Below are 20,464 nucleotides of genomic sequence, written 5' to 3' on the forward strand. Positions count from 1 at the left end.
TTCATGTTACATTTAATAGCGTTAAACGTCTATTAAATAAAAGAATCTATTCGGTTAAAAATAAACCATTCAATCTAAAAGCATTTTTAAATGAATCTAAAAACATCTTTAAAACTCGAAGAACTCGCGATGCTCCTACTTGGCATCTTTCTATTTTCACAACTTCAGCTTTCTTGGTGGTGGTTTGCAGGTTTATTTTTAGCTCCAGACCTTGGTATGCTTGGGTATTTAGTAAATACTAAGATTGGAGCTTATACGTACAATATATTTCATCATAAATTTATAGCAATTGCTATATATCTCTTCGGAATATTTATTACTTCTGAAATTGTACAAATGATAGGAATTATACTTTTTTCTCACGCTAGTTTTGATAGAATGTTAGGCTACGGACTAAAATTAGAAGATGGTTTTAAGCTTACCCATTTAGGAGAACTAGGAAATAATTAATACCTTACCCTAATCTTTTAAGTTTTTCTAAAAAATTAAAGCTTACACCAAACTATGGAATTACTTTTTATAGGTTTAGCTGCCGGTGCCATTGCTGCGTATTTTATTTATTCTTTCTTCAACTCTTCTAAACGCAAAGAAAAAGAAGAAAAACAGTCTGTTGTTTTGATGGAAAAAATAAGAGCTGTCTGTAAATTTATTACGGTTGAAGGCGATTTTTCTGAAATTTACCATTACCAAAATGTAAAAGACAAATGGATAAATTTGGTGTTAGGAAGCAAAAAAGCACTTATTTTAATTGAAGCAAAAGCGTATGTAGGTTTTGATTTGACTAAAATTAAAATGAATTCTGACGTAGAGAAAAAAACTATTTATTTAAGTAATTTCCCACAACCAGAATTACTTACTATAGAAACCGATTTTAAATATTACGACAAACGTGAAGGTTGGGCAAACCCATTTACTTCTTCAGATTTAACAGATATTAACCGAGAAGCTAAACAACATATTATTGATAAAATACCCAACAGCGGTTTGTTAAAAGAAGCCTCTTCGCAAGCTCTAGAAACCATCCAGCTGATTGAAAAGTTGGTAGAAACCATCAATTGGAAGTTAGATTATACAGCTTTGCAATTAGATTCTGGCAAACAAAAAATATCTTCAGCCAAAGTAGAACAAGAACTAGAAAAATTATAAATGGATATTATTCAGCTTCGAGAATATTGCCTAACTTTTAAAGGTGCTACAGAAGATTTTCCTTTCGATGAAGATACTTTAGTGTTTAAAGTGATGGGTAAAATGTTTGCGCTCGTTGGTTTAGAAAAATGGGAAATGGGCAAACCAGCTATCAATTTAAAATGCGACCCAGAAAAAGCTATCGAGCTACGCGAAAAATATCCTGAAGAAATTTACGGCGGTTACCATATGAGCAAAAAACATTGGAATACGGTGATAATTAATGGGCCTCTACTTACCGAGAAGCAAATCAAGCATTTTATTAACCACAGTTACGAGTTAGTGGTGAGTAAACTTACTAAAAAGCAAAAACAAGAATTAAAAGAAATGGAGTCTTAAATTCTTCTGGAAGTTCTGTATTTTAGCACGAAATACACTTCAATAAGAATTTCATGAAATCACCTTTATCGGTTTATCAAGATAACATACAACGCTACCAAACTTCTTTAAGTAATACTAAAAAAAAACTTTTTGCTTCCAGTATGCTACGCTTGGCGGTTTTTTTAATTTTTGCGTTTTTAATTTATCTCTTTTCTAGCAACACCGCACTAGTTTTGTTGTTCGTATTTTTGTGTATTGCCAGTTTTTTATTTCTAGTAGCTAGACATACCGATCTTCAGCAAGAAAAAGAAAAACTGAAACAACTTATTGAGCTGAATAAAACAGAAATAAAAGTACTAGATCGTGATTTTCATGATTTACCTAACGGAAAAGAATTTGTTAATCCGCAGCACGAGTTTAGTCAAGATATAGATCTATTTGGTAATCGATCATTTTTTCAATATTTAAACAGAACCGCACTCGCTTCTGGGAAGCAAAAGTTAGCCGATTTATTGAGCAGCAACGATATTACTCATATTGAAGAAAAACAGGAGAGCATCAAAGAGCTTGCTAAAAAAATAGATTTTAGGCAAGAGTTTACCGCGGTTGCCAAAATGGTAAAAGCAAAAATAAAATCTTCTATTATTTTAGACTGGTTTAGCAATTATCAAGCATTTGTACCTTCGGTTTTTAAATGGCTACCAAAGGTATTTTCTGTGGTTTCTCTCCTTTTATTTATTGCTTTATCATTAGATATAATTACGTGGTATTATTTAGGTGCTTGGTTTATTATTGGATGGTTAATTATTGGCCGTTATGCTAAAAAAGTGAATGAAATTTCTGGCTATGTGAGTGAAATACAAAGTACTTTTCAGCAATATCATTTATTATTAGCTTTAATTGAAAGTAACTCTTTTGAAGCAGAATTAAATAAAAATAAGCAGCAAAAAATTGAAATTAAAAATAAAAAAGCTTCTGTTGTTTTTAAAGAATTTTCAAAAATTATTGATGGTTTAGAGCGAAAAAATTTCATGATTTTCGGACAGCTTATTAGCGGTTTTATGCTTTGGGATTTATGGAAAGCTTACGAGCTTGAACAATGGATTTTAACCTACTCACACCATACAGAACATTGGTTTAAAGCCATTGATGAGTTTGATGCCTACAACTCGTTAGGTGGTTTTGCATTCAACCATCAAGAATATACATTTCCAAAAATTCAGCAAAATAAAGCGGTCTTAAAAACTACGGAAGCGGTGCATCCGTTAATTAATCCGAAAGATGCGGTTACCAACGATTATCAGATCGATCAGCAAGAATTTTTTATTATTACCGGCGCTAATATGGCGGGAAAAAGTACATTTTTAAGAACGGTTTCTTTACAAATTGTGATGGGTAATGTTGGGCTTCCCGTTTGTGCTAAAACCTGTGAATACTCTCCCATCAAACTCATCACGAGTATGCGAACGGTAGATTCGTTGGCAGATGAAGCTTCGTATTTTTATTCTGAATTAAGCCGATTAAAGTTTATTGTAGATGAAATTAAAAATGATAAGTACTTTATTATTCTAGATGAAATTTTAAAAGGAACCAACTCGACCGATAAAGCGATCGGTTCTCGAAAATTTGTTGAAAAATTAGTGGGTTCTTACTCTACCGGAATTATTGCTACACACGATTTAAGTTTATGCGAAGTAGCAAACCAATTACCTCAAGTAAAAAACCATTATTTTGATGCCGAAATTATTAATGATGAATTGCATTTTGATTATCAATTTAAAGATGGAATTTGTCAAAATATGAATGCCTCGTTTTTACTTCGTAAAATGAATATTGTAGATAGTTAGAAAGATTTAATTCATACTCACTGTGATGCGATTCCGGATCAAGTCCAGAATGACGATAAATTAAGAGTTATTGATCGCTAAATCATTTCTAGTGATTTTATTACAGCGATAACGAAAATAAAATTATATCGAGAAGGAAAATATTTAAAGTAAAAATTAAATAATGGATTCATTAACACAGATTGTTTTAGGTGCTGCCGTAGGTGAAGCGGTTTTAGGGAAAAAAGTAGGCAATAAAGCCATGCTTTATGGAGCTATTGCTGGTACCATACCAGATCTTGACACCTTTGCTTCTTATTTTACAGATACGGTAACTGCATTAGAAATTCATCGTGGTTTTACACATTCAATTGTATTTTCGGTAGTATTTGCGCCTATTTTTGGTTGGCTTGTTTCCCGATGGGAAAAAAATGCTAATTGGAAAAATTGGTCATGGCTCTTTTTCTGGGGTTTTCTCACGCATCCGTTACTCGATGCACACACCACTTGGGGTACGCAGCTTTTTTGGCCCTTAGATTTACGCTTAGCTTATAAAAATATTTTCGTGATCGATCCGCTTTACACTTTACCTTTTCTGGTTTTTGTGATTTTAGCGATGCGACAAAAAAGAACTTCTTCAAAGCGTAGAAAATTAAACAATCTAGGACTTATTATAAGTTCTGCTTATATGTTGTTAACGCTTATTCTGAAAGGAATTACTTATCACAAATTCACAGAAGCACTTCAGCAACAAAACATTGCTTATACAGAAATAGAAACCAAACCTTCCCCTTTCAACACCGTTTTATGGACAGCAAATGTAGATACAAAAAATGCTTACCTAATTGGTCATTACTCATTCTTTGATTCTAAACCTATTCAATTTACCGCTTACCCGAAAAATCACGAATTGCTAGGAGATCTTGAAAATGAAGAAAACGTGCAAAAGCTCATTAAAATTACAAAAGGCTGGTACACTATTACTAAAGAAAACAATCAACTCTATTTAAATGACTTGCGTTTTGGACTTTTGAGTTTTTCTCCTTCTGCAAAAAATTTCACCTTCAGTTTTCATTTAGAAAAAAAGAACGGAGAGGTAATTATCACTGAAAAAGAAAAAAATACTCGAGATGCTAAAAAATTAATGCAAGAATTATGGCTACGTATTTTAGGCAACTAAAACTTATAATTTTCTTAAATACACACCAACTTAAGTATTGATTATCAATGATTTTATATCTTTAAAATAAAAACCATGAGTATAAAAACATCTTTCTTTAGAGGATTATCTAAATTGAATAAATTGGTGCTCCCTAATTATACCAAAAAAGGATTAGATTTAGCCAAGGCTAGCAAAGTACAATTAGCAATTATTGGTTGGAAAGCTTGGGTTACAAAAAATGTTGCTAACAATCCTAATCAAAAATTACTAAGTAACTAATAGGTGATTAAAGAATTTACCTTGTTTGGGACAAGCTTTTTTCTGCCATCTAAAAAAGATAATTCAATTAAAAAATTACACTGAATTATTTCTCCACCTAGTCTTTCTACTAAATTACACGCTGCTTTTGCAGTACCTCCGGTAGCTAAAACATCATCGTGAATAAGTACTTTTTGCCCTGCTTTTATGGCATCTTCGTGGATTTCTAAAATATCTTGACCGTATTCTAAATCATAGGTTTCTTGTAAGGTTTTATAGGGTAATTTTCCTTTTTTTCTAATAGGCACAAAACCTGCGTTAAAATGCTTTGCCAATAAAGTTGCAAAAAAATAACCTCTAGACTCTATACCAACAATTACATCTACTTCTGTATTTATTTTTTCTGCAAATTTCTTTACACAAAAATCTAAAGCTTGCGGATTTTGTAAAAGTGGAGTAATGTCTTTGTAGGATATTCCCTCTTTAGGAAAATTGGGAATAGTTCTAATAAATTCTTCTATATTCATAGGTACTTATTTAGCTTTAGCGAAGATAAACACTAGGTTTGGAAAGTAAAATTAGATTTTCTTTAAAATCTCTTGGTAGTTTTATATAAAAGAAATATATTTGCACCCGCAAAAAGGCCTCGTGGCGCAACTGAATAGCGCATCTGATTACGGCTCAGAAGGTTACAGGTTTGAATCCTGTCGAGGTCACTATTTAAAAACAAAACCCACTGATTTTCAGTGGGTTTTGTTGTTTATAACAAGTACTTAACATTCTCTCTTTCATCTAATGAGCCAAAACCTCACAAAAGCAGCTATTACAATCACATATTAATATAAATAAATTATCTACAGCTACAGTTAAGTGTACATTTATGAAAAAAGCAAAGATTATTTTTATTGAAAATTAGAAATCCAAACTATAGATATTTCTGAGAAGATGTATAAAATTTTTCTTCCCTTAATGAGCTAGAAAAGGTGGATTAATAAGTATCTAGAATATGCAAGCAATAAAATAAGTTATAATTAGAAGAAGTTATTATTTATTCTAATATCTTAAATAAGATAACCACTTCTTCTATTATTAAAACAAAAATTTATAATTTTAAGATCAATTTTCTTTTCTATTTGCCTTGATCATATATAATATTTTTGATAATATTTTTGATTGTTTATCCCATTTTTTTTGCTTTATTTTAAGTTTCACCTCTTCTCCTTCATAATGCACCAATAAAGAAGCTCTGCCTTTTTGTTGAAAAATTAAAGTTAAATCTTCAAATAAAAATTTTGCGGAATATCTATGTTTCCAAACATTTTTACTAGATTCTATAAAAATTTTGTTTACAGGAATGGTTATTTCATTATCTTCTAAAACAAACGTAATACTATCAATTTCTCTTACTTTCTTATCTACATAAGTAAAGTTAAATGTAACAGTATCGTTAGATGTTAAATAAGTCAAATCATAAAATAAACTACTATCTTCTTTATCGTTTTCAAATTCTTGCTTAGGCTCTATAAAATAGAGAACTCCATTATCTTGCATCGAAGAAGTGAAATACTTTGAAATTTTTTGAGCATTAACTGTACTACAAATTCCAATCAAAAAAGATATAAGTATAAAAGGGCGTGAAAAACACACCCTTTTTGGTAGACTACTCACCATATACAAAAACTTTGTATTTTGCAAAAATACCTAAAAAACTAGTTGATTGCTCATCTACGTGATGGATTTTTGTAATACCTGCAGATTTTGCAGCTGCATCAATACTTGCGTCTCCAGTTGCCACAGCACCTAATATAGATGTTGCTTCTGCAGATCCAACTTTTGATGAGTTAGAATTGCTTGTCGCTGTTAACGGAGCTTTAACATCAGAGTACAATACACCTGTTAAAGGACTTTTAACAGAAGCACAACTTGAAAGTAATAAAGTTGCACCGGCAGCAAACATTAAATTTTTAACTTTTTTCATAATAGATTAAATTAGTTATTCATGTCTACTTCAGAATTTAATTGGCTTTTCGACTTGTTCCCAATAAATTTGAGGCAAATATATTTAATGCTCAAATATTTCATATACAATCACGTATTTTTTTTAACAATTTTTATAGACAATTATTATTTATCAAAATATTCTCTAGGTGTAGCTATGTAATAATCAAAATAGTTCGAAATGAAATTGAGAATTAATTATATTATTATTTCGTTTATTATATAACAAAAAGCCCCAAACTACTAGTTAAAGTATTTGGGGCTTTTCTTATTTAACTTAACTTATTACTCTTCAGTAGAAATCTCTGTAGTTAATTTACCTACAATTTTCACACTTTCTGCCTCAATAGTTGATAATTGAGTAGCAGTTGCTGTAGCTGCATCTATTTCATATAAATAATTTTCTCCTTCAGAAGGAACTGCTGTGATTAACAATCTTCCGTTATCTTTATCTGCATAAGGAGTTCTAAATTCCCAATTTGGTAATGCATTTTCTGGGAAGTTAGTTACCCAAGTAAAAGTTTCTGCCTCAACATCTACTACAGCAAAACGATCTGCGTCTATACCAAAAGTAGCATCTGCATTTGTACCAGGGTACATAGCTACAATAAAGGTAGAACCACCCATATAATAAGTTCTAAATAAATTATAACCTCCAGAAGCTTCACTAATGTTGAAGAAATAATCATCATCAAACTCAAACGTCCCTTGGTTTATTTTTAAAATTCCAGAAGGTACAGTTACTAAATCTTGATCTGCATAACTTGTTTGACCTGAAGAGAACACATATAAATCTCCGCTATCTACTACTTCTAAACCTGTATCTCCTTGTGAGTATTTTTGCCCTGCTACAAAACCAGTTCTTCCTTCATCTTTAATTACTTGATTTAATGTAAAATCGTCATTAAAAACTACTACATAAGTATTATTGTAATAATCTGATGTAAATGCGCTTGCATTAATACTTCTTGCTCCAGCAATAATATGGTCTTCGTAATAAGCGATATCTGTAAAGTAAGCAGCTTCTCCTTCTTCTAATAAATCGTTTGTTACAATTGTATATTCTGTAGAAGCATCTGTAGTTGGATCTACTTTATGAAAGTATCCTAATTGATCTACAGTAGGATCTGATAATCTATCTGAATATCCTAAAATTAAATAATCTCCTACTTCTTCTTTAATGTGAGTAGATACATCTAAAGCAAGTTCGTTTCTTTTAGTAATTGTACCGTCCGCATTTAAAACATAAGAAGCGGTTGTACCTGCATCTTGCTGATTGTAAAGGAAACCATATAAAACATCATCTTGGTAAAAAGACCAAATTCTATCTCCTGGAGATTGCACAGCATCTACAGAAGTTGCATCAAACACAGCATCTGCAGAAACTTCGTCTCCAGAAACTATGTAATCATTTTCTCCAGAAGAAGCAGCTACCACATACTTAGATGTAGTTAAAACTTCGTCATCATCAGATGCACTTGCTCCATCATCATCGCTTGAACAAGACATAAAATTAAGCGCTACTATTACCACAGCGAATCTTAAATATTTAATTGGTGTTTTCATAATTTGGGTTATTAAAATTTATAGTTTATTAAAAAAATATCTGAATTTTACTGAAAAACTTCTACCTGGTTTTTGTAGGCTAAAATTATCATACAACGTTTCATCTAAAATATTTTTAGCATCTAGAGAGAGGTTGTATTTACCTTTTTTCCAAGAATAGGTAGTAGATATATTGTGACTTATTTGCTTAGGCACTTCTGCTCTATTTGCTGCTTGGTATGCATCATAATCATATAAAAATGCGTCTACATATTCTAACACATAATTAAAACTTAGTTTGCTTTGGTTTAACCAAACGTTATCTACAAAGTAAGAAGCGTTAAACTGCCCAAATAAAGTGGGTTGGTTAGGCAGTGTAGATTTATAATAAGTAGAGCCTTCTGTATAATTTTTAGGCTCTAAATAAGAAGCACTTACTCCCGCTACAAAACGATTTTTATAAGAATAGCGCATTTCTAAATCTACTCCAGGAGTCTTTACTAGCTCTGTATTTTCATAAGAACCCTCTCCTTGTGAATAAGAAATATTTAAACGTATATAGTCTGAAGTTCTTCTATAGAAAAAATTAACATCGGTACTAAAAACGTTATCCTCATTAATATTCCAGTTATAGTTAACACCAAAATTGTAGTTATTACTAATTTCTGGTTTTAAGTCAAAATTTGCTAAATAAAAACCAAATACAGCTCCAAATAACTCTTCACTAACTGGTAGCCTTACCGTATTTTCATAATTAGCTTTTAACTGTAAATTATCTTTAAGAAAGTAGGTAGCTGTAAAACCATAACCATATTTAGAGTCGTCTTTTGTTACAGTTTCAAAATTTTCAATTCCGTTTAATTGAGAAAGATTTAAATAAGCAGATGCATGATAAGAATACATTTTTCCGAAAATGGAAGTATTAAACTTAGGACTAAACTCTGTATTTAAACCAACACCTAAAATATTACGATTATTAACTCTAGGTTTTTCATTTATATAATCGTCTACTGCTTTTTTTTCATCTCCTTTACGAGAAAAGAAGTTAGAAACATTATTAATAGTTAATCTATTTTTACTATTAATTTCATAATCTAGGTTGGCGTTTATGGTACCGTTTCTATCTTTATATTCAAAATCTGAGTAACTACTTTCTCCTAAAGACTTAGAGATAACCCACTCCCCTAACCAGTTGTATTCACGATCTGATAAATCGTAATTATTACCACCACCAAAATTATAATTGGCAGCAATGCTAAAATCTAATCCATCTAAACCTAAATCTTTTTTAGCATACAATAAAGAAGGCATTATTGTATTTGAAGTTTGATATTTTTCTCCAAAAGCTAAATTAAGATATGCAGGGTGCTGAATTTCATCATACTCATGACCTAAAGTGAACCCAAATAATAATTGATCTGCAAAAGACTTATTTACCAATCCTAATTTTGCAATTACTACCTCATTATGGTAAACATCATGAAAACGTCTAACACGTTGCGTTTCTTGAGAGAGTAAATTGGTTTCAAAATCTTTAATCGTAGCATCTACATAATAATCGTTATCAGAGTAATTTTGAAAAGCATTTAATTGAGCTGTAAATCCGCTTTTAGAAGTATAACCTGCGTTAACAAAAGTTCTGTGCGTATTAAAACTTCCGTAAGAGTAAGAAGCGTCTAAATAAGTACCTTTTGTTTTTTTGGTAACAATATTTACAGCTCCACCTAAAGCATCAGATCCAAACTTAACAGGCACAACACCTTTATAAACCTCTATTCTTTCTGCTAAGTTTATAGGTAAATTATTTACCTGAAATGCAGAACTCATTGCATCCATAGGCATACCGTCTATAAAAAACCTCACATGCCTACCACTAAGACCATTTATGGTAACATTTGTTCTAGAACCTAAACCGCCTGCTTCTTGAATTTTTACACCCGGTGCTCGTTCTAACACCTCCGTCATACTTACCGTTGCATTATGAAAAGGTTTAGCATCTATTGCTATGGCATTAAACCCAGACTCTTCTATTTGTTTTACAGAAGATTTTCCTACAATCAATATATCATCAAAAGAAAAACTAGGATCTCTTTTTAAGCTGAAGTTGTATGTATTTTTATTTTTATCAATGGCAATTTCTTGCTGCAAATAGCCTAAAGACTTACAAGCTAAAATTTGAGATTTGCTAGTTACTTGCAGTTGATACGCTCCATCTACATCGGTATAAGCAACATTTTGCGTACCTACTACAAAAACACTCGCGTCTATTAATGGACTACCCTCAGCATCTTTTACAAATCCAGAAATAGTAGTTTTTTGGCTAAAACTTGTAAAAACGGTAAATAAGAAAAATATAGAAAAAAAAGATGCTTTCATATAATAAAAGACGCTATTGGTTAAGTACCCTAAAAAAAAAAAATTACTTCCTCCTATTTTATTTAATTATGCTTTGCAAAAATTCTTTATGGTAAGATTTTGTAGCAAAATCAATAAATTTCAAGAAAATAAATTATGTTTGTTATTTATATTTAGTTTAAATAAATGCAAAAGTATTTTAAATGAAATAAAAAATACCTACGCGATTTGGATTAAAAATGCCGCGAAAAGAATAAATATGAAGTCTATTTATCAAAGTAATCATTTTACAGAAAAGAAGATTATTAAAAAATATAATAATCAACTTAGAAGTGAAGATTTAGTGGAAGAGAACACCAATTACACTAATGCTGCTCTACAAACTAGCCTTAAAGAAATAATTTTAGACGGAATGCGTATTTCTATTAGAAACGTGCAATTATCTCCTCCTTTTATTATAGATGTAGAGCATGATTTTCCGTTTATGAAACTGCATTTTGAATTAGAAGGCGGGAGCAATTATACACCTAAAAATAAAAATTTTCCAAGTGTAAATATTCCTAGCAGGCATTACAATTTGTTTTTTCTACCTAAAGTAAAAGGCACTTTAAACTATGACCACCCTACTAGAAGAGCCTTAGAAATTAATTTTAAGAAAAAATTTCTAAAAAAAGTTTTTGGTAATTCATTGCTAAAAATTAGTAATCCTTACGGAGTAGCTATCGAGAAAAATATACCTTACTTAATGTATAAAGAGAGTAAGCCTATCACTCCAAATTTATGGATAATTATACAAGATATTATCAACTGCAATTTTGAAGGAGCTATAAAAAAAGTATACTTAGAATCTAAAGTAACAGAAATTTTAACCATACTTTTTAACGAGCTTCAGCAAAATCATGAACCACCTAAACAACTAGATAATACCGATTATTTAAAAATTGTAGAGGCAGAAGCAATTTTAAGAAAAGATATTAAAAACCCACCAACTATTTCAGAGCTAGCACTTTTAACGGGTTTAAATCAATATAAACTCAAGCAAAACTTTAAAAAAATATATCACGCTCCAATATTTACGTATATCACCAATTTAAGAATGGAAAAAGCTATACACTTAATTGTAGATAAAGGCTATACCGTTAGTGAGGCTGCTTATAAAATTGGTTATAAAAATCCGCAACATTTCACAGCAGCATTTAAAAGAAAGTACAATTATTTACCCAGTTCTTTAAAAAGTTAAATTAATCTATTTTATACCCTCATGAAAAATTTTGCCCAAGAAAAACTTCCTCAAAAAATATCAACAATTCTATTTATAATATTTACAATTATTTTGAGTCACCATTCCGTTTTAGCTCAAGAGAAAATTAAAATTGGAGAAAAAGTTATTCTTCATTCAAAAAAATTAAATGAAAATAGAGAATTATATATTTCTCTACCTAAAAGCTACAACAACAACATTTACAGTAAAAAAAATTACCCCGTTCTTTATTTTTTTGACGGAGACTCTCATTTTGAAAATTTGGTTGCACAACGCAATTGGTTAACTCGCAATCTTTATGCTACTATGCCAGAAATAATATTAGTTGGTATTCTACAAAAAGACAGAACAAACGAGCTCACTCCAACCCACATGGAAACTCCCGAAGGCTGGAAAAGAGCTAATTTTTCTACTAGTGGAGGTAATCAAAAATTTATGTCTTTTATAGAAGAAGAAGTAAAAACATTTGTAGACAAAAATTACCGCACTAACGGATTTGAAATTTTAAGCGGTCATTCTTTCGGCGGTTTATCTACAGTTAATTGCTTTATAAACACACCAGAACTTTACAATGCCTACATTGCCATAGACCCAAGTATTTGGTGGGATAATACTACAGTTTTAAACAATTTAGAAGAAAACTGTGTGACTAAAAAACATCAAAATAAACTTCTATTTATTGCTAAAGCTAATGATGCAGGCTCAGGTGAAGAACATCATCAAGCTATACTTGCATTTCATGATATTTTAAAAAATCTTGCTACCCCTACAAATTTTAACTGGCAATTTAAATTATATGAAAACGAAGACCACGGCTCTGTAGTGGTACCAGCAGAGTATGATGCTTATAGATTTATTTTTGAAGGATACCAACTTCCGGTAAAAAAAGCTATGAAAAACCCTCAATTAATAGATACACATTACCAAAAAATATCTTCAAGATTAGGCTATGCAATAATACCAGATGAAGCCTTGATAGATCAATTAGCCAACGTATGTATTAAACAAGGTTTATATACTCAAGCAGAAAAATTACTTTTAAAAAACAGTAAAAATTACCCGCAAAGCAAATCTGCTCAATCTAAATATAAAAAATACCAAAAAGAGAAATTGAATAAGTAAACTATAATTATTTTAATACTAATTACTTTAAATATCTAAGAATATCTCAATATTTAAGCGTAAAAATACAAATAACACAAAAATACAAACATTTAACATTTTAATTGAGTTATTCTTTGCTCAGTTAAATATCTATTTATAATTTCACTTAACATTTAAGATTTAAAATGAATCGAAACATAAAAAATATTATTCGCATTATTATTCTAGTCATTATTATCCCAATAATGAGCTGAAAGGTATTGCTATAATTTAACTATATATCATTAACCCTTTTCAGCTTGAAAAGGGTTTTTTAGTTTAAAGAAATAAGATAAATGAAACTTAACAAATTTAGTCAACGAGTAACCCAAGACCCATCCCAACCTGCATCGCAAGCTATGCTTCACGCCATAGGCTTAACAGATGAAGATTTAGCCAAACCTTTAATTGGTATTGGTAGCACAGGTTTTGAAGGTAACCCGTGTAATATGCACCTCAACGATTTAGCCCAACATGTAAAAACAGGAATTAACAGTAACGATGGTGTAGGTTTAGTATTTAACACTATTGGGGTAAGTGATGGTATTTCTATGGGTACCCCAGGTATGCGTTTCTCTCTTCCGTCACGAGATATTATTGCAGATTCTATGGAAACTGTGGTAGAAGGGATGAGCTACGATGCATTAGTTACCGTGGTAGGTTGCGATAAAAATATGCCTGGTGCTTTAATGGCCATGTTTAGACTAGACCGACCTTCGGTTATGGTTTACGGCGGAACGATTGCTCCTGGTAAACTTGGCGATAAAAAACTAGATGTGGTTTCTGCTTTTGAAGCTTGGGGAGAAAGATCTACAGGTAAAATGAAAGAATGTGAATTTAAAAAAGTAATACATCACGCATGTCCTGGCCCTGGTGCTTGTGGCGGAATGTATACTGCCAATACTATGGCTTCTGCTATCGAAGCTTTAGGCTTTTCACTTCCTTATAACGCCTCTAATCCTGCTGTAGGAAATGCAAAATTAGCAGAATGTACTAAAGCTGGAGAAGCGGTAATGCAGCTATTAAAACAAGATTTAAAACCTTCAGATATAGTTTCTAAAAAATCTTTTGAAAATGCTATTACGGTAGTTATTACTCTTGGTGGCTCTACCAATGCGGTACTTCATTTTCTAGCCATTGCAGATGCTGCAGGGGTAGATTTCAGAATTGATGATTTTCAACGTATAAGTGATCAAGTTCCATATTTAGCTAATTTAAAACCTAGCGGAAAATATTTAATGGAAGACCTTCATAAAATTGGAGGTACTCCAGCCGTTATGAAATATCTTTTAGACAAAGGGTACTTACACGGAGATTGTTTAACCGTTACCGGCAAAACACTTGCCGAAAATTTAGCAAATGTTCCTTCATTAACAGAAGAGCAAGATATAATTCATTCCGTAGAAAATCCTTTAAAAGCTACAGGGCATCTACGTATTCTTAAAGGAAATTTAGCTTCTGAAGGTGCTGTAGCCAAAATTACCGGTAAAGAAGGACTTTTATTTTCTGGTACTGCAAAAATTTACGAAGGTGAATATCTAGCTAACGAAGGTATATCTAACGGAGAAGTAAGAGAAGGTGATGTGGTGGTTATTAGGTATGAAGGTCCAAAAGGCGGACCCGGAATGCCAGAAATGCTAAAACCTACTTCTGCAATTATGGGAAGAGGTTTGGGTAAAAAAGTTGCTTTAATTACCGACGGAAGATTTTCTGGAGGGACCCACGGTTTTGTGGTAGGCCATATTACTCCAGAAGCACAAGTAGGCGGAACAATCGCTCTTTTAAAAGATGGTGACAAAATCACTATTGATGCAGAAAAAAACACTATAGATGTTCATCTTTCTGAAGAAGAACTTACTCTAAGAAAAAAAGAATGGAAAGCCCCACCTTTAAAAGTAACTCGTGGAGCATTATTTAAATATGCACAATCAGTAACCTCTGCGTCTTCAGGATGCGTAACCGATAAAGTTTATGGAAACACAAACTAAAACTAAAACCAAAGTAATTACAGGAGCAGAAGCTGTTGTAAAATGTCTTTTATTAGAACAAACCGATTATTTGTTTGGATATCCAGGTGGTGCAATAATGCCTGTTTATGATGCTATGTACGATTATCGAGATCAATTAGAGCATATACTTACAAGACATGAACAAGGAGCAATTCACGCAGCACAAGGTTATGCTCGTGTTTCGGGTAAAGTAGGTGTTTGTATTGCTACTTCTGGCCCTGGTGCCACCAATTTAATTACAGGTTTAGCAGATGCACAAATAGATTCTACTCCGCTAGTTTGTATTACTGGTCAAGTTGGTAGTCATTTATTAGGTACAGATGCCTTTCAAGAAACCGATGTGGTAGGTATTTCTACTCCTGTAACAAAATGGAATATTCAAGTTACTAAGGCAGAAGATATTCCTGAAGCTATAGCTAAGGCTTTTTACATTGCAAAAAGCGGTAGACCAGGCCCTGTTTTAATAGATATCACTAAAGATGCACAGTTTCAAACTTGCGAGTTTGCCTACAAATCTTGTGCTAGTGTAAGAAGTTATGTACCAGAAACTCCTATTAATCAAAAACAAATAGAAAAAGCAGCAGCATTAATTAATAACGCTAAAAAACCTTATGTGCTTTTTGGTCAAGGGGTAGTTTTAGCAGATGCACAAGAAGAATTTAGAAAGTTTATTGAAAAGGGAGATATTCCTTCTGCTTGGACAATTTTAGGTCTTTCTGCTCTATCTACACATCACCCACTAAATATGGGAATGTTAGGTATGCACGGTAATTACGGACCCAATTTATTGACTAATGAATGTGATGTTCTTATAGCAGTAGGTATGCGTTTTGACGATCGTGTTACAGGAGATTTAAGCAGATATGCTACCCAAGCTAAAGTAGTTCACTTAGAAATTGACCCAGCAGAAATTAACAAAAACGTATTTGCAGATGCTCCCGTACTAGGTAACTGCAAACAATCGCTACAAATGTTAACAGATTTGATAGAAGAAAAAAAGCATACCGATTGGAAACAGCTTTTTTACGATTGTAAGCAAAAAGAGTTTTCTGTCGTGATTGAAAAAGAACTTGCTCCTTCTTTAAATGAAGAAATGACTATGGGAGAAGTTATCAAACATATTTCTGACCAAACTAAAGGAAAAGCTATTGTCGTTACAGATGTTGGTCAGCACCAAATGGCATCTCAACGATATTACGAGCATGACCAATGGAGAAGCCACGTAACCTCTGGCGGATTGGGAACTATGGGGTTTGGACTGCCAGCAGCTATTGGAGCCAAACTAGGAGCGCAAGATAGAGAAGTTATTTGCGTAGTAGGCGATGGTGGCTTTCAAATGACGATACAAGAGTTAGGTACTATTTTTCAATCGCAAATTGATGTGAAAATTTTAGTATTGAATAATGAGTTTTTAGGAATGGTACGCCAATGGCAAGAATTATTTTTTGAAAGAAGGTATTCTTTTACAGAAATGGTAAATCCAGATTTTCAAACTATTGCTAAAGGCTACCACATAAAAGCAGAAAAGGTAGAAAAAAGAGAGCACTTAACGGAAGCTATCGGGAGATTTTTAAATCACAAAGGAAGCTATTTGCTAGAAGTAATGGTTGGTAAAGAAAATAACGTGTTCCCTATGGTACCTACTGGCGCTAGTGTATCTGAAGTTAGACTAAAATAAAAACCGAGTAAAATGAAAGAAGAATTCACCATATCTGTTTTTACGGAAGATAAAATAGGCTTACTAAACCGGGTAAGTATCATTTTTACAAGAAGGCATATCAACATAGAAAGCATCACTGCTTCTGCTAGTGAAGTTGAAGGTATTCACCGCTATATTATTGTGGTGGAAGAAGAAGAAAGTTTAGTAATAAAAGTTATACAGCAATTAGAAAAACAGGTAGATGTGGTAAAAGCTTTTTACCATCGTAACAAAAATATGGTACACCAAGAAATTGCACTTTACAAAGTACCGACCTCTGCGCTAGCCTCTGGAGAAGACGTTGAAGAAATTATTAGAAGTAGCAACGCACGTATTCTTACGGTAGAAGCTGAATTTACTGTAATTGAAAAAACTGGCCATAAAACAGACACGCAAGCACTTTATAATAAACTAGAACCTTACGGTTTATTAGGTTTTGTAAGATCTGGTAGAGTAGCTATACCTAAACACATGAAAGAATTTAAAGAATATATGGAAGAAGTAGAAAAAGCCTCTACCTTTTACTGTTAAATGACTATACGAAACAAAACTGTTGTTTGCTTCAATTTAAAAATTGCCTAGACAAACAGTTACTAGAATAAAAATTAACCATTACACAATAAATTAATAAAACTTAAAATAAAAAATCATGGCAAAATTAAATTTTGGCGGAGTAGAAGAAAATGTAGTTACAAGAGATGAATTTCCTCTAAAAAAAGCAGTTGAAACTCTTAAAGACGAAACGGTTGCAGTAATTGGCTATGGCGTTCAAGGTCCTGGGCAAGCACTAAACTTAAAAGATAATGGGTTTAATGTAATTGTAGGACAACGTAAAAATTCTAAAACTTGGGATAAGGCAGTAGCAGATGGTTGGGTACCTGGTGAAACTCTTTTTGAAGTAGAAGAAGCTGCTAAAAAGGGAACTATTGTACAATACTTACTTTCTGATGCAGGCCAAATTGCACAATGGGAAACCGTAAAAAACCAATTAAATCCAGGAGATGCATTATATTTTTCTCACGGTTTTGGTATTACTTATAAAGACCAAACTGGTATTGTACCTCCTAAAGATGTAGATGTAATTTTAGTAGCCCCTAAAGGTTCTGGAACTTCTTTACGTAGACTTTTTGTAGAAGGAAAAGGGTTAAACTCTAGTTATGCTATTTTTCAAGATGCTACTGGTAAAGCTTACGATCGTGTAGTTTCTTTAGGTATTGGTGTTGGTTCTGGTTACTTATTTGAAACAGATTTTCAGAAAGAAGTTTATTCAGATTTAACTGGAGAACGCGGTATTTTAATGGGGGCTTTGGCAGGTGTTTTTGAAGCTCAGTATGAAGTATTACGTAAAAATGGACACTCCCCTTCTGAAGCTTTTAATGAAACAGTAGAAGAACTTACCCAAAGTTTAATGCCTCTAGTTGCAGAAAATGGGATGGATTGGATGTATGCTAATTGCTCTACCACTGCACAACGTGGTGCTTTAGATTGGCGTCACAAATTTAAAAAAGCAACTTTACCTGTTTTTGACGATTTATATGAAAGTGTAAAAACTGGTGAAGAAGCTAGAGTTACTATTAAAGCAAACGAGAAAGACGATTATCGTGTAAAATTAGAAGAAGAACTAAAAGAACTTAGAGAATCTGAAATCTGGAAAACGGGAGCACAAGTAAGAAAATTAAGACCTGAAAACAATTAATTTTTCTTAAAACAACTAGTAGTTGCGTTAAGGATAGTAGTATAAATCCCGCAGTAAATTGTAGCGTAAGCGAAAAATTTATGAGGAATTGCAACGAATAGCCTGACCCGCAGGGTAACGCCCACAATAACAAATAGATTATTTATATGAAAACACAACAAGCACCTTTACTTTTATTAAGCAACGTAAAAAGAGCGCAGCAAAATATTGAGGGTATTGTGGTGAAAACTGCTCTACAAAAAAATAGAAGTTATTCTAAAGATTTTGCTGCTAACATTTTTTTAAAGCGAGAAGATCAGCAACGAGTAAGATCTTATAAAATTAGAGGTGCTTATAATAAAATTGTTTCTCTTACCGCTGCAGAAAGAGAAAATGGCGTGGTTTGCGCTAGTGCTGGTAATCACGCGCAAGGTGTTGCTTTTTCTTGCAAACATTTAAATATTAATGCTAAAATATTTATGCCTACTCCTACTCCGCTACAAAAAGTAGAACAGGTAAGAATGTTTGGTGATGATAAAGTGGAAGTAATTTTATTTGGTGATACTTTTGATGATGCTAAACACGAGGCTTTACGTTATAGCAAACTACATAATTGTACGGTAATTCACCCTTTTGACGATCCAAAAATTATGGAAGGTCAAGGTACTATTGGTTTAGAAATTTTAGAAGCTTCTACAGAACCTATAGACTATTTATTTTTGCCAATTGGCGGCGGTGGTGTGGCTTCTGGAGTAAGTAGTGTTTTTAAAGAACTTTCTCCCTCTACAAAAATTATTGGCGTAGAGCCAACAGGTGCCGCATCTATGTCTACCTCTATTCGTAATAACAAAAACACAGAGCTTCTTGAAATAGATAAGTTTGTAGATGGCGCTGCAGTAAAAAAAGTGGGTGAGCTTACTTACCAAATTTGCAAACAAAATTTAGACAGCGTTATTACCGTTGATGAAGGTAAAATATGCGAAACTATTTTAAAATTATACAATAGAGATGCTATTGTTGCAGAACCTGCTGGCGCTTTAACTCTGGCTGCTTTAAGTCAATTTACCGAAGAAATTAAAGGTAAAAATGTGGTTTGCGTGGTTAGTGGTGGTAACAATGATATTACCAGAATGGAAGAAATTAAAGAACGTGCTTTACTTTACAACGGATTGAAGCATTATTTTCTGGTAAAATTTCCGCAAAGAGCGGGTGCATTAAAGCAATTTGTGGTAGATGTATTAGGCCCTAATGATGATATTACCCATTTTGAATACATTAAAAAAAATTCTAGAGAAAAAGGTCACGCAGTTGTTGGTATAGAATTAAAAGAAAAAGAAGATTTTACTCCATTATTAAATAGAATGAAAGAGTTTCAGTTTTATGGAGACTATATTAATGAAAAAGAAAGCTTGATGAATATTTTAGTGTGAAATCTAATTTTAAATATTCAAAAATTTAGCTTTTTATCAATCATATTAACAACTTAAATGGTATTAAAAAATTAAAAATTCAATTTTATAACTATATTTTTAAAATATTAATTGCTAATTTAATATATTTATGCTAAAATAGTATATGCAGCCTAGAATATGCCCTAATTGCAGTTCAGAAAGAAATATAAAAAGTGGGATTATTAACAATCGGCAACGCTACAAATGCAAAGATTGCAATTATAATTTCACTGTAAATAAACTAGGTAAAAAAATAGACGATTACTACGTAAACAAAGCTCTACAGCTATACTTAGAAGGCCTTACCTATAGAGAAATTGAAAGAATTTTAGGCATTTCTCACGTTACTATACTCAACTGGGTAAAAAAATATAATATTAAGCGCCCTTACAAGACAGACTACCACCCAACTTACAAAATATTAAACCCTCAAGAGCTTTCAGAATACTTTAAAAACCCTAAAAATTTATCTGGTGCAGGCGTATTGGTTACAGAGCTTGGCGATAAATTTATGCTGATAAAATGGGAACGATTTAAAGATTAACTATATCTAATTAACAAAAAAATATATTAAGT

General features: G+C 32.2%; 19 protein-coding genes and 1 tRNA gene. 15 read left to right on the forward strand and 5 right to left on the reverse strand.

Features of this window, described 5'->3' with window-relative positions; all coding sequences use genetic code 11:
* Nucleotides 1-90 precede the first annotated feature (90 nt).
* The 6 genes from BUC03_RS02020 (at nucleotide 91) to BUC03_RS02045 (ending at nucleotide 4,773) form a co-directional block, all read left to right on the forward strand.
* Nucleotides 91-450: a DUF4260 domain-containing protein gene (locus tag BUC03_RS02020; protein WP_073147709.1), complete on the forward strand. Its 360-nt coding sequence runs from the start codon at nucleotides 91-93 to the stop codon at nucleotides 448-450.
* A 54-nt stretch (nucleotides 451-504) separates the two neighbouring features.
* The gene (locus BUC03_RS02025; protein WP_073147711.1) at nucleotides 505-1,146 is read left to right on the forward strand and encodes a DUF4230 domain-containing protein; all 642 of its coding nucleotides are present in this window, start codon (nucleotides 505-507) and stop codon (nucleotides 1,144-1,146) included.
* A complete protein-coding gene (locus BUC03_RS02030; RefSeq protein ID WP_073147713.1) occupies nucleotides 1,147-1,524 on the forward strand; it encodes an MmcQ/YjbR family DNA-binding protein in 378 nt (125 codons plus the stop codon).
* 53 nt (nucleotides 1,525-1,577) lie between these two features.
* A complete protein-coding gene (locus tag BUC03_RS02035) occupies nucleotides 1,578-3,353 on the forward strand; it encodes a MutS-related protein (RefSeq protein ID WP_073147715.1) in 1,776 nt (591 codons plus the stop codon).
* 163 nt (nucleotides 3,354-3,516) lie between these two features.
* Complete coding sequence (locus tag BUC03_RS02040; protein ID WP_073147717.1) at nucleotides 3,517-4,512, forward strand: metal-dependent hydrolase; 996 nt, start codon at nucleotides 3,517-3,519, stop codon at nucleotides 4,510-4,512.
* 75 nt (nucleotides 4,513-4,587) lie between these two features.
* Nucleotides 4,588-4,773, forward strand: coding sequence for an SsrA-binding protein (locus tag BUC03_RS02045; protein ID WP_394333495.1), 186 nt, complete (start codon nucleotides 4,588-4,590; stop codon nucleotides 4,771-4,773).
* On the opposite strand, the gene BUC03_RS02050 is transcribed toward BUC03_RS02045, so the two are convergent.
* Entirely contained in the window at nucleotides 4,770-5,279 is a 510-nt protein-coding gene (locus BUC03_RS02050; RefSeq protein WP_073147721.1) for an adenine phosphoribosyltransferase, read from the reverse strand. The genes BUC03_RS02045 and BUC03_RS02050 overlap by 4 nt on opposite strands.
* Nucleotides 5,280-5,394: 115 nt before the next feature.
* On the opposite strand from BUC03_RS02050, the gene BUC03_RS02055 reads away from it, so the two are divergent.
* Nucleotides 5,395-5,468 (forward strand) — tRNA-Arg (locus BUC03_RS02055).
* 400 nt (nucleotides 5,469-5,868) lie between these two features.
* Here BUC03_RS02055 and BUC03_RS02060 read toward each other — a convergent pair.
* The 4 genes from BUC03_RS02060 to BUC03_RS02075 all read right to left on the reverse strand — a co-directional run bounded on the left by BUC03_RS02060 (nucleotide 5,869) and on the right by BUC03_RS02075 (nucleotide 10,671).
* Nucleotides 5,869-6,363, reverse strand: a complete 495-nt coding sequence (locus BUC03_RS02060; RefSeq protein WP_143159121.1) for a hypothetical protein — start codon at nucleotides 6,361-6,363, stop codon at nucleotides 5,869-5,871.
* 49 nt (nucleotides 6,364-6,412) lie between these two features.
* On the reverse strand, nucleotides 6,413-6,730 hold the full coding sequence (locus tag BUC03_RS02065; RefSeq protein ID WP_073147725.1) for a TRL-like family protein: 318 nt from the start codon (nucleotides 6,728-6,730) through the stop codon (nucleotides 6,413-6,415).
* A 305-nt stretch (nucleotides 6,731-7,035) separates the two neighbouring features.
* A complete protein-coding gene (locus tag BUC03_RS02070; protein WP_073147727.1) occupies nucleotides 7,036-8,316 on the reverse strand; it encodes a DUF4374 domain-containing protein in 1,281 nt (426 codons plus the stop codon).
* Between the two features lie 18 nt (nucleotides 8,317-8,334).
* Complete coding sequence (locus tag BUC03_RS02075; RefSeq protein WP_073147729.1) at nucleotides 8,335-10,671, reverse strand: TonB-dependent receptor; 2,337 nt, start codon at nucleotides 10,669-10,671, stop codon at nucleotides 8,335-8,337.
* Nucleotides 10,672-10,909: 238 nt separating this feature from the next.
* Between BUC03_RS02075 and BUC03_RS02080 the strand changes: the two genes are divergently transcribed.
* The 8 genes from BUC03_RS02080 to BUC03_RS02115 all read left to right on the forward strand — a co-directional run bounded on the left by BUC03_RS02080 (nucleotide 10,910) and on the right by BUC03_RS02115 (nucleotide 20,432).
* A complete protein-coding gene (locus BUC03_RS02080) occupies nucleotides 10,910-11,890 on the forward strand; it encodes a helix-turn-helix domain-containing protein (protein ID WP_159432687.1) in 981 nt (326 codons plus the stop codon).
* A 21-nt stretch (nucleotides 11,891-11,911) separates the two neighbouring features.
* Complete coding sequence (locus tag BUC03_RS02085) at nucleotides 11,912-13,033, forward strand: alpha/beta hydrolase (protein ID WP_073147733.1); 1,122 nt, start codon at nucleotides 11,912-11,914, stop codon at nucleotides 13,031-13,033.
* Between the two features lie 317 nt (nucleotides 13,034-13,350).
* Nucleotides 13,351-15,042, forward strand: coding sequence for a dihydroxy-acid dehydratase (gene ilvD / locus BUC03_RS02090; protein WP_073147735.1), 1,692 nt, complete (start codon nucleotides 13,351-13,353; stop codon nucleotides 15,040-15,042).
* Complete coding sequence (gene ilvB / locus BUC03_RS02095) at nucleotides 15,026-16,741, forward strand: biosynthetic-type acetolactate synthase large subunit (protein WP_073147737.1); 1,716 nt, start codon at nucleotides 15,026-15,028, stop codon at nucleotides 16,739-16,741. Before ilvD ends, ilvB begins: the two co-directional genes overlap by 17 nt.
* A 12-nt stretch (nucleotides 16,742-16,753) precedes the next feature.
* The gene (ilvN, locus tag BUC03_RS02100; protein WP_073147739.1) at nucleotides 16,754-17,293 is read left to right on the forward strand and encodes an acetolactate synthase small subunit; all 540 of its coding nucleotides are present in this window, start codon (nucleotides 16,754-16,756) and stop codon (nucleotides 17,291-17,293) included.
* Nucleotides 17,294-17,411: 118 nt separating this feature from the next.
* Entirely contained in the window at nucleotides 17,412-18,458 is a 1,047-nt protein-coding gene (ilvC, locus tag BUC03_RS02105; protein ID WP_073147741.1) for a ketol-acid reductoisomerase, read from the forward strand.
* Between the two features lie 146 nt (nucleotides 18,459-18,604).
* Nucleotides 18,605-19,867 carry a threonine ammonia-lyase IlvA gene (ilvA, locus tag BUC03_RS02110; protein ID WP_073147743.1) on the forward strand — a complete coding sequence of 421 codons (1,263 nt, stop codon included), beginning with the start codon at nucleotides 18,605-18,607 and terminating at the stop codon, nucleotides 19,865-19,867.
* A 145-nt stretch (nucleotides 19,868-20,012) separates the two neighbouring features.
* Nucleotides 20,013-20,432, forward strand: a complete 420-nt coding sequence (locus BUC03_RS02115; RefSeq protein WP_073147745.1) for a transposase-like zinc-binding domain-containing protein — start codon at nucleotides 20,013-20,015, stop codon at nucleotides 20,430-20,432.
* Nucleotides 20,433-20,464 lie beyond the last annotated feature (32 nt).

Source organism: Mesonia phycicola, assembly GCF_900141885.1.
In the GTDB taxonomy this organism is placed as follows: Bacteria; Bacteroidota; Bacteroidia; order Flavobacteriales; family Flavobacteriaceae; genus Mesonia; species Mesonia phycicola.

Bases quoted from the DNA above. Each gene is read 5' to 3' on its own strand.
- BUC03_RS02035 (WP_073147715.1), top strand. From the start codon at position 1,578: ATGAAATCACCTTTATCGGTTTATCAAGATAACATACAACGCTACCAA.
- BUC03_RS02045 (WP_394333495.1), top strand. From the start codon at position 4,588: ATGAGTATAAAAACATCTTTCTTTAGAGGATTATCTAAATTGAATAAA.
- BUC03_RS02115 (WP_073147745.1), top strand. From the start codon at position 20,013: ATGCAGCCTAGAATATGCCCTAATTGCAGTTCAGAAAGAAATATAAAA.
- BUC03_RS02080 (WP_159432687.1), top strand. From the start codon at position 10,910: ATGAAGTCTATTTATCAAAGTAATCATTTTACAGAAAAGAAGATTATT.
- BUC03_RS02025 (WP_073147711.1), top strand. From the start codon at position 505: ATGGAATTACTTTTTATAGGTTTAGCTGCCGGTGCCATTGCTGCGTAT.
- BUC03_RS02020 (WP_073147709.1), top strand. From the start codon at position 91: ATGAATCTAAAAACATCTTTAAAACTCGAAGAACTCGCGATGCTCCTA.
- BUC03_RS02040 (WP_073147717.1), top strand. From the start codon at position 3,517: ATGGATTCATTAACACAGATTGTTTTAGGTGCTGCCGTAGGTGAAGCG.
- BUC03_RS02075 (WP_073147729.1), bottom strand. From the start codon at position 10,671: ATGAAAGCATCTTTTTTTTCTATATTTTTCTTATTTACCGTTTTTACA.
- BUC03_RS02030 (WP_073147713.1), top strand. From the start codon at position 1,147: ATGGATATTATTCAGCTTCGAGAATATTGCCTAACTTTTAAAGGTGCT.
- BUC03_RS02065 (WP_073147725.1), bottom strand. From the start codon at position 6,730: ATGAAAAAAGTTAAAAATTTAATGTTTGCTGCCGGTGCAACTTTATTA.
- BUC03_RS02085 (WP_073147733.1), top strand. From the start codon at position 11,912: ATGAAAAATTTTGCCCAAGAAAAACTTCCTCAAAAAATATCAACAATT.
- BUC03_RS02050 (WP_073147721.1), bottom strand. From the start codon at position 5,279: ATGAATATAGAAGAATTTATTAGAACTATTCCCAATTTTCCTAAAGAG.
- ilvC (WP_073147741.1), top strand. From the start codon at position 17,412: ATGGCAAAATTAAATTTTGGCGGAGTAGAAGAAAATGTAGTTACAAGA.
- BUC03_RS02070 (WP_073147727.1), bottom strand. From the start codon at position 8,316: ATGAAAACACCAATTAAATATTTAAGATTCGCTGTGGTAATAGTAGCG.
- ilvB (WP_073147737.1), top strand. From the start codon at position 15,026: ATGGAAACACAAACTAAAACTAAAACCAAAGTAATTACAGGAGCAGAA.
- ilvD (WP_073147735.1), top strand. From the start codon at position 13,351: ATGAAACTTAACAAATTTAGTCAACGAGTAACCCAAGACCCATCCCAA.
- ilvN (WP_073147739.1), top strand. From the start codon at position 16,754: ATGAAAGAAGAATTCACCATATCTGTTTTTACGGAAGATAAAATAGGC.
- ilvA (WP_073147743.1), top strand. From the start codon at position 18,605: ATGAAAACACAACAAGCACCTTTACTTTTATTAAGCAACGTAAAAAGA.